Below are 11,792 nucleotides of genomic sequence, written 5' to 3'. Positions count from 1 at the left end.
GCGCTCGGTGGGCACGCAAAGCCAAGGGATGGCGAGGCAAATGGATCCTGACGATCTCAACACAGAACGGATCGTCACTGTGTTCGGCGGGACGGGTTTTCTCGGGCGCCGGATCGTGAAGCGGCTCCTGGAAAGGGGTTTCACGGTCCGCGCCGCATCCCGCCACCCGGCTCGGGTGGGCCAGGTTTTTTCCTCGACGGCAAGGCCGCCCGAGGCCGTCGAGGCGGACATATTGGATGCATCCTCGATCGGCACGGCCATTGCCGGATCACAGGCGATCGTGAACGCCGTCAGTCTCTACGTCGAGCAGGGCGCCCAGACGTTTGAGCGCGTGCATGTGGAAGCCGCAGCTGAACTTGCCGCCGCGTCGCGCGCTGGCGAGGTCGACCGGTTCGTCCAGATTTCGGGGATCGGCTCCGATCCTCAATCGGATTCGAACTACATCAGGGCACGTGGGCTCGGAGAAGAGGCGGTGGCGAGCGCATTTCCCGGCGCCATCATTGTGCGTCCCGCCGTCATGACGGGACCTGACGACGTTTTCCTCACGACGATTGTCAGGCTGATACGTCTCCTGCCGGTTTATCCGCTGTTCGGCGATGGCGGCACACGGCTTCAGCCGGTCTATGTGGAAGACGTCGCAGACGCAGTCAGCCGGCTGATCGGCGGGCGAAACCACAAGGGCTCATCGATATTCGAATTCGGCGGCCCGCGCATCTACACCTATAAGGAACTGCTGCGCGAGATCGCCCGACAGCTCGATACCCACATCAGGCTGATGCCGGTGCCGTTTGCGGCGTGGGACGCCTTGGCCGGCGTCGCGGAACTCCTTCCGGGAGCGCTGATAACGCGCAACCAGGTCGATCTTATGCGGCACGACAATGTGGCCGCAATCGGCGCGCCGGGCCTGAAGGAACTCGATATCGCGCCGCGCGACATCGAGGAGGTGATCCGCTTGATCGAACGGCGGGCGTGAGGCTGCTCGGGCCGGTCTCCTGTTTATTTAGCAAGACTTCCTGCTTGGCAGGACTCTACGATCCTGCCGGGAACCTATCGCCATGCGGCGGGTTGGTCGAGTTTGAACCAATGAGGAAGAAGGAAAAGTACCATGGCCAGATGCGATCAATGCGGGAATGACTACGACAAGGCTTTCGAAGTGACGCTGGCTGAGGAAAGCTATACGTTCGACAGCTTCGAATGCGCGATCCAGAAACTTGCGCCGCTCTGCCCGCATTGCGGGTGCCGGATCATCGGACATGGTGTCGAACAAGATGACATCATCTACTGCTGCGCACATTGCGCCGCGGAGGAAGGTGCAAGCGCGCTGACCGATCGCGCGCCTTGATGATTTTGGCCCCGCTTCGTCAAGTTCGCTCCGGTGCGATCGCGTTGATGGTGATGGGGTGATGCGCTCAGCGGCAGTGGAGCACGCCAGCCTGTGCAGGACCACATGCGGCTCGAGATGGTGCAATTTTCCCGGCAGTGAGCGGCTATTCCAGATTGATACAACCTCGCCCTGGCGGAACGGAAGGTGCAAAGCTTGACAAGATTTAAACTTGTCAAGGTTGCCAAAGTTGACAAAGTTGCTCGCAGCGCCATATTGTCTCGTCAGGAGGCAGAACCCATGGCAGGCAAAACGCGAGCCGAGGCACCGGCCGTCACCGCGAAGACACGGGGCCCGGGCGTGCTGACAATGTTCACGATGAAGGGTGACCCGATCAAGGCGCTGTCCGGGTTCAAGCTGCCGGCCGGCGCACATGTGGCGATCGTGTCCGGAAAACCGGAGTCCGTCAATGCGATCAGGAAGTCGGTGCGCGGTCGTGTGGTTCGCATCACCGAGGTTGTCGAGCGAGCCCCGCAGCATACTCAGGTCGAGCGCAAGCCGTTAATGGACAGGTCCGCATTCGAGCCTGACGCGCGCAGCCGCGCGATGCTTGAAGGTGTCCGTATTGCACAGCAGGATCTGCGCGACGCAGGCGGTGCCTATGACCTCGATCAGGTCCGCACCCTGTTGCACGGCGTCTCCCGGCAGGCGATCGACAAGCGAGTGCAGGACGGCTCCTTGCTTGCCGTTCCCGGCCCCAGCAACCGTCGCAGCTATCCGACGCTGCAGTTCAACCGCGATGGCACAGTTGTACCCGGGCTTAAAGCCGTTCGTGAGGCTTTGCAGACCAGCAATTCCTGGGCGGTGCTCAACTTCCTTTCCCAGCCGGATGCAAGGCTGGGCAATCGCAAGCCCATCCAGCTTCTCAAATCCGGCCAGATCGAGCTCGTGCTTGAAGCCGCGAGGCGGCACGGTGAGCAGGGGGCGTGAGCGGGCCACTCCCTCCCGCAGACCTGGACAGGCGCCTGCCCGAACTGGTGAAGCTACCGGCAGGGCAGGAGGTTCACCGCTTCTACACGGCCAAGTGGGAGCCGATCTTCTTCGACAGGTCGACCGAAGGGCGGTTCAATGCTCCCGACGCCTCCTATGGGGTTCTCTACGCCGCAAAGGAGATCAACGGCGCGTTCGCCGAGACGTTTCTGCGAACTCCTGGGCACACGCTCATCGACGCGGATCTGCTGCAGCGGAAGGCGTACGTTCGCCTCATCGTCCAAAGAGACCTGAAATTGATCCGGCTTGCCGGGCCCGGTCTCGCCCGCCTTGGGGCGACCGCAGAAGTCGCCCATGGCGGACTGCCCTACGACGTGCCGCAGGTTTGGTCGACCGCATTGTCGGGTCATCCAATTGGCGCTGATGGAATTGCCTACCATGCCAGGCATGACGACGCCGAAGTCTGCTACGCGCTGTTCGAGCGATCGGCAGATGCAATCGCGGAGGCGGCACGCGAGATCGACCTCGACCAGGATTGGTTCTGGCGGGTCGCCGAACGCTACCGTGTCGGCCTGGCTCCATAGGGCGAGCCGGTCGTCGAGCCTAGCTGTCCTTCCTCGGTCTCTCGGCGACGATATTGCCGCGCTTCTTCCACTCCGAGAAGCCGCCGCGCAGGCTGCGCGCGTCAAGACCCATCTCCTGCGCGATCTTGGCGGCGAGCAGCGAGCGCCAGCCGGACGCGCAGTAAAACACAAAGGTCCTGGGCTCGGCGAATATCGGCTTGTGGTAAGGGCTTTCCGGGTCGATCCAGAATTCGAGCATGCCGCGCGGCGCATGGAACGCGCCGGGGATCATGCCCTCGCGCTCCAGTTCCCGCGGATCCCGGATGTCGACCATGACAACGCCGTCGTAAATGGCCGCCATGTCCGCTGCCTCGACCGAGCGGACGACCGCATCGGCGTCGGCCAGCAGATCCTTGTATCCCTTCGGCATGGTCAGCGCCCCATCGCGTAGAACTCGTCGTTCGGCCTCATGCTGGTGACGTTGGCCAGCCGGTTTGACATGGCGAAGAAGGCGGCGATGGCCGCGATGTCCCAGGCGTCCTCGTCGGTGAAGCCATGCATCTTGAGGTCCGCGATGTCCGCGTCGCCGACCTCGTAGGCGCGCGCGGAAACCTTCATGGCGAAATCGAGCATCGCCATCTGGCGCGGGGTGATGTCGGCCTTGCGGTAGTTGGTGGCCACCTGATCGGCGATCAGCGGGTTCTTTGCGCGAATGCGCAGGATCGCGCCATGGGCGACCACGCAGTACTGGCACTGATTGGCATTGCTCGTGGCCACGACGATCATCTCCCGCTCGGCCTTGGTGATCGGGCCGGGCTTGTCCATCAGCGCGTCGTGATAAGCGAAGAAGGCGCGGAACTCGTCCGGCCGATGCGCAAGCACGAGGAAGACGTTGGGCACGAATCCCGACTTCTCCTGCACGGCGAGTATCCGTTCGCGGATGTCGTCGGGAAGGCCGGCGATCTCGGGAACGGGGAAGCGGCTTATGGCGGGCGCGGTCATCTGTGTTCTCTCCCTTGCACGGCCGTCAACGCGACCAACTTTAGGCCATCGAAGGCTTTTCGGCGAGCCTCATGGAAGGGCTGGAAGAGGGCGTTGAAGAGGATGCGGTGGTCTCGCAGTCGCCGCGCGAGTTCCAATCGCTGTGGACGATGCGGGACGCCTGCGCCGATTATGTGCGCACGCGCGATCACATCGTCGGCGGGGTGGAGGCGGTGTATCGCATGGTTGCGGAGAGCGGCGGGTCGATCGCGGCCGAACATGGCACAGCGCGCACTAGCGAGAATGACAGCTATCGCTATAAAGTCGGAGCGGCCAGCCGCCGGCCAGGTTGAAAGGCGCCACCCCAGGACCATGGCTGCGAAAGTCGGGAACATTGATCGACACGGGCTTATTGGCAAGCACGGAACCGTGCTAGCAAAACCGTGACCAGCAAAAGCAACAAAACGGCGGTTTGGCCGTTCTGATCAGCCGCACAAGCGGCGGGGCATCCGAAGACATGACTACGCCGCAAATTCTGTCGTTCGCCGTTATCTTCATAATGATGGCGGCGCTCGTGTGGGGTCGGTATCGATATGATCTGGTTGCAGCCGCGGCACTGTTGTCCGCACTCGCGGTTGGCATCGTGCCTTTTGACGAGGCCTTCAGCGGGTTCAGCGACGATATCGTGGTCATTGTCGGCAGTGCCCTGCTGGTGAGCGCAGGCATCGCACGCTCGGGCATCATGGAAGTCGCCATCAGGCGTTTCGCTCCGAACCTGTCGGGCGTTCGCTCGCAACTGGCGCTGCTGGTGATCGTCGTCACGATCCTGTCTGCCTTTGTAAAGAATATCGGTGCGCTCGCGATCATGATCCCGATAGCTTTCCAGTTCGCGCGCCGGTCGAGCGTTTCACCGTCGATATTCCTGATGCCTATGGCGTTCGGGTCGCTGCTCGGTGGACTCATGACGCAGGTGGGGACATCTCCCAATGTCGTTGTGTCGCGGGTGCGGGAGGAACTGACCGGCACCGCCTTCACAATGTTCGATTTTACACCCGTTGGAGCCGCCCTGGCTGCCGCCGGAACGATCTTCCTGGTGTTTTTCTATTGGCTGCTGCCGGTGCGCGAAAAGCTCGGCGGCTCGGTGAATGAAGCCATCGATATCAAGAATTACCTGACAGAGGCCCGCATTGTCCGCGATTCCACTGTGCTCGGCAAGACGGTGGCAGACCTCATGAAGCTTTCCGGCGGCGATGCTATCGTGACATCGATCCTGCGCAACCGGACCATGCGGATGACGCCACTGCCCGACGTTGTCCTCAAGATGAACGACATCCTGCTGCTCGAGGGCGACCCAGGGGCGCTGGATCGCCTGGTCTCCCAGGGCAAACTCAGCGTTACGGGCAGCAGGGCCAGCGGGGATGACACGACCGGCGAGCTGGTCGCTATCGAAGCCGTCATCGGTGAAAACTCCCCGTTGATCGGCTGGACGGCCCAGCGCCTTGCCCTCTATCACCGCTTCAACGTCAACCTCCTGGCTGTCAGCCGTCACGGCGAGCGCCCCGACCGCAGGCTGGCCGAAATCCAGCTAAGGCTGGGCGACGTCATCGTGCTGCAGGGCAATGCAGCGACGATACCCGAGATACTGCGTGAACTCGGCTGCCTGCCGCTGGCAGAAAGGGCTATCCTGCTTGGCAGCGTCCGCAAAGGTGTTGTGCCGGTAGCAATCCTTGCTCTCGCCATGGTGGCGACTGCGCTCGGGCTGCTCCCGGTCTCCGTCGCTTTCTTTACGGCCGCGGTCGCGATGGTGCTTTTCAAGGTCATCCCGGTCCGAGACGTCTACCAATCGCTGGATGGGCCAATCCTCGTCATGCTCGCCGTTCTCATTCCGGTGAGCGATTCGCTGCGCAGCACAGGGGCGACCGGCGTCATTGCCGGCGAGCTTGCCAAACTGGGGACCATTCTTCCGGCGCCCGGCGCATTGACGCTCATCCTTGTCGCCGCGATGGCCGTTACGCCATTCCTCAACAATGCCGCCACCGTTCTGGTCATGGCGCCTATCGCCGCCGCGTTTGCCGGCGATCTCGGCTACAGGCCGGAAGCATTTCTGATGGCAGTCGCCATTGGCGCCGGCTGCGATTTTCTCACCCCGATCGGCCACCAGTGCAACACGCTCGTCATGGGGCCGGGCGGCTACCGTTTCAGCGACTATCCACGCCTGGGACTGCCGCTATCGTTCCTCGTCGTCATTGTTGCCGTGCCGATGCTCATGATGGTTTGGCCGATGAACTAAATGCGACGGACGGATCGATCCTGGCGGAACTCGGAGCCCCATGGCAGTGCGTAGGCCGCTCCCGGTCAAGCAATATGCATCGCTCGTGACAAAGGGCTTGTGCCTATCGAGGCCACGGATTTTGGCAAAGCGAGACGCCGGAGGGGCTCTGACGAAGTATCAAGCAGCAGTCGATGAAGGGCTTGCCACAATGGGCACCTGAAAATTGGGGTCCGCTCCCGAATTTCTTGAAAGCCGGGCAGCCAACCACCGGCACGCTTCGCTGCCCTGCGGCCATAATAATTCCCGCGATATGGATTGGCCCCAAGGCGGACATCTACCGGTAACTATCTGGGTCCTTGGCCTTCCCGGCCTTGCAACTAACCTTACTCAGAAGAGCCTTACGGTAAGCGCCATTAAACACGCGGACAGCCCGTTCGAATTTAGCGGGAGGCGCCAAGTGTTTATCTAGCCCGTCGTTCAAAAGGAGGGGGACAGCCATCATGGCTTTTCCACTTTCGCTTGGTCTCAGCGCCGGGCACCTTTTCAATAGGCCATAGATGTCACCTGAAATTTTTGCAGCCCGATGCAATTTGCCATCTGCCATACGTGCCAAGTAATTGATGTTTTGCTCTAACTGCCCGGCCGAAGCAGTCGATATTGTGAAGCAGATTCCTGCGATGACCGTTACCAAAATGCGGCTCAAACGTTCCCCTCTTCTTGCAGTCAATTCGCCCTACTGATCACGCGTTATCATAGCTTGGCCTGGTTCAAAAGCTCACCAATCGGCGCCAGCGGGCATTACCACTAAAGCTCAGTTGCGGACCTCGATGGGCGAACAGTTTATTTGGTGGACAAGCTGAAAATTTCTCGGCTGATAGCCATTAATTGCAAACAAGCACGGAAATTCTGGTTCTATTCGTCCATCGAAAATGTGAATCGAACTGGGTTTGTTTTGATTCCCGGCGGCCAACACCGTTTCACGCCTCGTGCAAGGATCGGAGCGGCCTTCGCCATCGACTCTGAGTGAGGCTCGTAAGCAACCACAGCAACAGTCTGTGCCTTGTCGGCTTTATCCAGCGTGACCTCAAAAGTCACTTTGAACGGCGTCGCGATATCGACCGGAATGACTAAGCAGCCTCCAATTTTCTCGCTGAGAAGAACCTCTAATTCGCTAGCCCGTGCAGTGCCGGCGCAAATAATTAGACCCAATACGACGACTGCACGCATTCTGATCCCCTTTGATCAACGGTAACTTTAAACTATTAGGCGGAGCCGCGCCGTTCTCTACCGTGTCGCGGACTGGAAAAGCGGCAAGGTTTGGGCGACACCACTTCGCGAATTCCATAAGCAGTTCCAGCCTCTCAATGGCGATTTTATCGAGGGCGTTCCCGCTGATCCCGGCGCGGTCGATTGAGCCCTAAATGGGAGAGCTAGAATGCTCTACATCAGGAATTGAAATCTCTATAATGATGGCTGGGGTTTTCTTGGTAGTTTTTCGAACTTTTTGTCCCGAGCGCGTTCTTGTCAAAGGGCTTTCAACTGCTCGATCTCGACAAATCGCCGATAGGTTAGCTGGTTACAGCCGCTAACGGCGTAGACATCCTGGTTGATCGCGAAAGGCTTCCCGATGGCGTTCATGTAGACCATCACTGTCTTACGGCCAATGTAACCGCCCATCTGGTTCTTGGCGTTTGCTTTGACGCACACTGTTGGCGTTCCGCCTAGATCGATCACCTTCGAGATTTCGGCATCTCGGACCGAATACGGGTCATAAAGATATTCCCGCATCGCATTGAGGATACCATTAACCTCCACGGTGGATGGCTCGCGCTGCGACGCAAGCACGCTTCCGGTCCGGACACCAAAGGCTGCACTCTGGCAGCCGGACAGCGCTAGTCCAGCGGCCGCAACAATCAACATCTTGTTCAATTGAAATCCCCCCAATGCCCATCTGAGTCATGCGTCATCACTAAGCTACAACGCAAGGGAATAGTTTCGACCGAGCAACATCACTTGGCACTGGTGTTCAAGGATCGATCGCGAATGGCTCACGCGCCGCCGCTCTGTTGCTGGCTGTGCCACTGTTTAATGTGATCGCATAGGAACTTCACAAATCCACTGCACAGCAACGGGTCTGCTGCACCGTCTGGCGTGAATTCATATCTCGCGTCCGATTCATCGATTCCCCAAGTTCCGAGATATTCGCCGTCCTGAGTGACGACAGCGCCGTCCTCAAGCAGGTTTATTGACCATCGAAGATCCATGCCGCCTCCCGGTCCGAATGATGCGGATAGAACGCCATGTGGATCATCCGCTTGTCTGTAACACTTAGCAGTTTCTAATGCGTGCTAAGTGTTTGAAAATTAATTAAAAAAGAGGTTTGGCTGGGGCGCCAGGATTCGAACCTGGGATTGTCGGTACCAAAAACCGATGCCTTACCACTTGGCTACGCCCCAACAGTCGCAACATGCCCGCTGCGCGCGGCCTTATAGGACGAGCCGACGGAAAGCTCAATGCCGAGAATGGCCGACATGCCGAGAATGAAAAGTGCGCGGAACTGATTCACCGGTCCCCGCAGATTGGCGTCGCATATCATCGCCTGCTGTCGGGCGATGGCATCTATTCACCCCAACCGCCATTTCACTGCCGGCCGGATCGACGTGGGAACCGCCTGCCGGGGAATGAGAAGATCGGCTCGACGTGCCGCCGGCATTTTCGACGGCGCCCAGCGTTTCGAGTTCTCCGGTCAGTCACATGGCGTTATCGCTAGTTCCTGTTTTGTCCTCTTCAACCGGCCGTCGAGCCGCAAGTCTTTTTGTTATCGCTTTTTCTTAATCGATTGTAGAAGCCGGCTGGCTTGCCGACGGCTTGCCTTTCGCACTGCAGCATCATATCGCTCGTGCAGGGACACGGCGGAACTTCGGCTTCGTCAATCTTTTCAATCTCCTGCAACCGGAGAGCAAGCATGACCAAATGGGTCTACACCTTTGGCGACGGCGCTGCAGAAGGCCGTGCCGGCGACAGGAACCTCTTGGGCGGCAAGGGCGCCAATCTGGCCGAAATGTGCAGCCTGGGCCTGCCGGTGCCGCCGGGGTTCACCATCACCACCGACGTCTGCAACGCCTACTACGCCAACGGCCGCACCTACCCGGCCTCGCTGGAGGCGGACGTCGCGGTCGCATTGGATCATATCGGCCGGCTGACCGGGCGCCGCTTCGGCGATCCCTCAAAACTGCTTTTGGTGTCGGTGCGTTCCGGTGCCCGCGCTTCGATGCCCGGCATGATGGACACCGTGCTCAATCTCGGCCTGAATGACGAGACGGTCGAGGCGCTGGCCGCCGATTCAGGCGACGCCCGCTTTGCCTATGACAGCTACCGGCGTTTCATCCAGATGTATTCCGATGTCGTCATGGGCCTCGACCATGAGGTGTTCGAGGAAATCCTCGAAGACCAGAAGGGCGGGCTCGGCCATGAACTCGATACCGAACTGAGCGCCATCGAATGGCAGGGCGTGATCGCGCTCTACAAGGCCAAGGTCGAGGAGGAACTCGGCAAACCGTTTCCGCAAGATCCGAACGAGCAGCTCTGGGGTGCGATCGGCGCCGTGTTTTCGAGCTGGATGAACAACCGCGCCATCACCTACCGGCGCCTGCACGACATTCCCGAAAGCTGGGGCACCGCGGTCAACGTCCAGGCCATGGTCTTCGGCAATATGGGCGAGACCTCGGCCACCGGCGTCGCCTTCACCCGCAATCCGTCGACCGGCGAAAAGATGCTCTATGGCGAGTTCCTGGTGAATGCGCAGGGCGAGGATGTCGTCGCCGGCATCCGCACGCCGCAAAACATCACCGAGGCGGCGCGCATTGCCGCCGGCTCCGACAAGCCGTCGCTGCAGAAGCTGATGCCGGAAGCCTTCCAGTCTTTTGTCACCATCTCCGACCGCCTGGAAAAGCACTACCGCGACATGCAGGATCTCGAATTCACCATCGAGCGCGGCAAATTGTGGATGCTGCAGACCAGGTCCGGCAAGCGCACCGCCAAGGCGGCGCTCAAAATCGCCGTCGAGATGGCGCGCGACAAGCTCATTTCAAAGGAGGAGGCGGTCGCCCGCATCGATCCGGCCTCGCTCGACCAGTTGCTGCATCCGACCATCGATCCGAAGGCGGCACGCGATGTCATCGGCATCGGTCTGCCCGCATCTCCGGGGGCAGCCACCGGCGAGATCGTCTTTTCCTCCAACGATGCCGAGGAGCTCAAGACGCAAGGCCGCAAGGCGATTCTCGTGCGCATCGAGACCAGTCCGGAGGACATCCACGGCATGCATGCGGCGGAAGGCATCCTGACCACGCGTGGCGGCATGACCAGCCACGCGGCGGTGGTGGCGCGCGGCATGGGCAAGCCTTGTGTGTCGGGCGCGGGCTCGCTGCGCGTCGACTACAGGGCCGGCACCCTGATGGCGATGGGATCGACGTTCCGCAAGGGCGATATCATCACCATCGACGGCGGCAACGGCCAGGTGCTGAAAGGCGCCGTGCCAATGCTGCAGCCGGAGCTCTCGGGCGATTTCGCCGCCATCATGGAATGGGCCGATGCCGTGCGCCGCATGAAGGTGCGCACCAACGCCGAAACGCCGCTCGACGCGCGCATGGCGCGTTCCTTCGGCGCCGAAGGCATCGGGCTTTGCCGCACCGAGCACATGTTCTTCGAGGGCGACCGCATCGTCGCCATGCGCGAGATGATCCTGGCCGACACGGAAAAGGGCAGGCGAACGGCGCTCGCAAAACTCCTGCCCATGCAGCGCTCGGATTTCCTCGAATTGTTCGAGATCATGGCCGGCCTGCCGGTGACGATCCGCTTGCTCGATCCGCCGCTGCACGAATTCCTGCCCAAGACCGAGGAAGAGGTGGCCGAAGTCGCCGCCGCCATGAACCTGTCGCCCGACAAGCTCAGGCAGCGCACCGAGGCCCTGCACGAATTCAACCCGATGCTTGGCCATCGCGGCTGCCGGCTTGCGGTTTCCTATCCCGAAATCGCCGAGATGCAGGCGCGCGCCATTTTCGAGGCCGCCGTCGAAGCCGGCAGGAAGGCCGGCGCGCTGGTGGTCCCGGAAATCATGGTGCCGCTGGTCGGCCTGGTGAAGGAGCTCGACTACGTCAAGGCGCGGATCGATGCCGTCGCCAGGAGCGTGATGGAGGAAACCGGCGTCAAGATCACCTATAATACCGGAACGATGATCGAACTGCCGCGCGCCGCGATCCGCGCCCAAGCCATCGCCGAGGCGGCCGAATTCTTCTCTTTCGGCACCAACGATCTCACCCAGACCACTTTTGGCATCTCACGCGACGATGCGGCCTCGTTCCTGGAGACCTATCGCCAGAAGGGCATCATCGAGCAGGATCCGTTCGTGTCGCTAGACATCGAAGGCGTCGGCGAATTGGTGCGGATGGCGGCCGAAAAAGGCAGGGCAACGCGGCCGGATATTAAGCTCGGCATTTGCGGCGAGCATGGCGGCGATCCGGCGTCGATCCATTTCTGCGAGGAGATCGGCCTCGACTACGTGTCGTGCTCGCCCTATCGCGTGCCGATCGCCAGGCTGGCTGCCGCGCAGGCGGCGGTGCAGGCTGCTAAGAACGGTCGCGGGTAAGGCGCCGACGTCGGCCATTGC

12 protein-coding genes and 1 tRNA gene are annotated in these 11,792 nt (G+C 60.7%); 7 read left to right on the top strand and 6 right to left on the bottom strand.

Features of this window, described 5'->3' with window-relative positions; genetic code table 11:
- Window positions 1-40: 40 nt before the first annotated feature.
- The 4 genes from AC0L2A_RS22875 to AC0L2A_RS22860 all read left to right on the top strand — a co-directional run bounded on the left by AC0L2A_RS22875 (window position 41) and on the right by AC0L2A_RS22860 (window position 2,895).
- Window positions 41-973, top strand: coding sequence for a complex I NDUFA9 subunit family protein (locus AC0L2A_RS22875; RefSeq protein ID WP_473610778.1), 933 nt, complete (start codon window positions 41-43; stop codon window positions 971-973).
- A 132-nt stretch (window positions 974-1,105) separates the two neighbouring features.
- Window positions 1,106-1,342, top strand: a complete 237-nt coding sequence (locus AC0L2A_RS22870; RefSeq protein ID WP_023797920.1) for a hypothetical protein — start codon at window positions 1,106-1,108, stop codon at window positions 1,340-1,342.
- A gap of 279 nt (window positions 1,343-1,621) precedes the next feature.
- Entirely contained in the window at window positions 1,622-2,311 is a 690-nt protein-coding gene (locus AC0L2A_RS22865; RefSeq protein ID WP_473610777.1) for a hypothetical protein, read from the top strand.
- Window positions 2,308-2,895 (top strand): RES family NAD+ phosphorylase, encoded by a 588-nt coding sequence (locus AC0L2A_RS22860; RefSeq protein WP_287206439.1) that lies wholly within the window; start codon window positions 2,308-2,310, stop codon window positions 2,893-2,895. Before AC0L2A_RS22865 ends, AC0L2A_RS22860 begins: the two co-directional genes overlap by 4 nt.
- A 19-nt stretch (window positions 2,896-2,914) precedes the next feature.
- On the opposite strand, the gene AC0L2A_RS22855 is transcribed toward AC0L2A_RS22860, so the two are convergent.
- Together AC0L2A_RS22855 and AC0L2A_RS22850 are read right to left on the bottom strand one after the other, a co-directional pair.
- A complete protein-coding gene (locus AC0L2A_RS22855; RefSeq protein WP_473610775.1) occupies window positions 2,915-3,304 on the bottom strand; it encodes a rhodanese-like domain-containing protein in 390 nt (129 codons plus the stop codon).
- A 2-nt stretch (window positions 3,305-3,306) separates the two neighbouring features.
- Window positions 3,307-3,876 (bottom strand): peroxidase-related enzyme, encoded by a 570-nt coding sequence (locus AC0L2A_RS22850; protein WP_128174323.1) that lies wholly within the window; start codon window positions 3,874-3,876, stop codon window positions 3,307-3,309.
- 71 nt (window positions 3,877-3,947) lie between these two features.
- Between AC0L2A_RS22850 and AC0L2A_RS22845 the strand changes: the two genes are divergently transcribed.
- The gene (locus AC0L2A_RS22845) at window positions 3,948-4,208 is read left to right on the top strand and encodes a hypothetical protein (RefSeq protein ID WP_473610774.1); all 261 of its coding nucleotides are present in this window, start codon (window positions 3,948-3,950) and stop codon (window positions 4,206-4,208) included.
- A 164-nt stretch (window positions 4,209-4,372) separates the two neighbouring features.
- Window positions 4,373-6,145, top strand: a complete 1,773-nt coding sequence (locus tag AC0L2A_RS22840; protein ID WP_473610773.1) for an SLC13 family permease — start codon at window positions 4,373-4,375, stop codon at window positions 6,143-6,145.
- An 894-nt stretch (window positions 6,146-7,039) separates the two neighbouring features.
- Here AC0L2A_RS22840 and AC0L2A_RS22835 read toward each other — a convergent pair.
- The 4 genes from AC0L2A_RS22835 to AC0L2A_RS22820 form a co-directional block, all read right to left on the bottom strand.
- A complete protein-coding gene (locus tag AC0L2A_RS22835; RefSeq protein WP_139172611.1) occupies window positions 7,040-7,354 on the bottom strand; it encodes a hypothetical protein in 315 nt (104 codons plus the stop codon).
- Window positions 7,355-7,651: 297 nt separating this feature from the next.
- Window positions 7,652-8,056: a hypothetical protein gene (locus AC0L2A_RS22830; protein WP_473610771.1), complete on the bottom strand. Its 405-nt coding sequence runs from the start codon at window positions 8,054-8,056 to the stop codon at window positions 7,652-7,654.
- A gap of 119 nt (window positions 8,057-8,175) precedes the next feature.
- Window positions 8,176-8,391, bottom strand: a complete 216-nt coding sequence (locus AC0L2A_RS22825; protein WP_473610770.1) for a hypothetical protein — start codon at window positions 8,389-8,391, stop codon at window positions 8,176-8,178.
- A 117-nt stretch (window positions 8,392-8,508) separates the two neighbouring features.
- A tRNA-Gln gene (locus tag AC0L2A_RS22820) sits at window positions 8,509-8,583 on the bottom strand.
- Between the two features lie 509 nt (window positions 8,584-9,092).
- Between AC0L2A_RS22820 and ppdK the strand changes: the two genes are divergently transcribed.
- Window positions 9,093-11,771 (top strand): pyruvate, phosphate dikinase, encoded by a 2,679-nt coding sequence (gene ppdK, locus AC0L2A_RS22815; RefSeq protein WP_473610769.1) that lies wholly within the window; start codon window positions 9,093-9,095, stop codon window positions 11,769-11,771.
- Window positions 11,772-11,792: the final 21 nt, after the last annotated feature.

The sequence above is a fragment of the Mesorhizobium sp. WSM4844 genome, from assembly GCF_055811775.1.
This window is presented reverse-complemented; position numbering and strand designations above follow the sequence as displayed.

Bases quoted from the DNA above. Each gene is read 5' to 3' on its own strand.
- AC0L2A_RS22875 (WP_473610778.1), top strand. From the start codon at position 41: ATGGATCCTGACGATCTCAACACAGAACGGATCGTCACTGTGTTCGGC.
- AC0L2A_RS22870 (WP_023797920.1), top strand. From the start codon at position 1,106: ATGGCCAGATGCGATCAATGCGGGAATGACTACGACAAGGCTTTCGAA.
- AC0L2A_RS22865 (WP_473610777.1), top strand. From the start codon at position 1,622: ATGGCAGGCAAAACGCGAGCCGAGGCACCGGCCGTCACCGCGAAGACA.
- AC0L2A_RS22855 (WP_473610775.1), bottom strand. From the start codon at position 3,304: ATGCCGAAGGGATACAAGGATCTGCTGGCCGACGCCGATGCGGTCGTC.
- AC0L2A_RS22850 (WP_128174323.1), bottom strand. From the start codon at position 3,876: ATGACCGCGCCCGCCATAAGCCGCTTCCCCGTTCCCGAGATCGCCGGC.
- AC0L2A_RS22845 (WP_473610774.1), top strand. From the start codon at position 3,948: ATGGAAGGGCTGGAAGAGGGCGTTGAAGAGGATGCGGTGGTCTCGCAG.
- AC0L2A_RS22840 (WP_473610773.1), top strand. From the start codon at position 4,373: ATGACTACGCCGCAAATTCTGTCGTTCGCCGTTATCTTCATAATGATG.
- AC0L2A_RS22835 (WP_139172611.1), bottom strand. From the start codon at position 7,354: ATGCGTGCAGTCGTCGTATTGGGTCTAATTATTTGCGCCGGCACTGCA.
- AC0L2A_RS22825 (WP_473610770.1), bottom strand. From the start codon at position 8,391: ATGGATCTTCGATGGTCAATAAACCTGCTTGAGGACGGCGCTGTCGTC.
- ppdK (WP_473610769.1), top strand. From the start codon at position 9,093: ATGACCAAATGGGTCTACACCTTTGGCGACGGCGCTGCAGAAGGCCGT.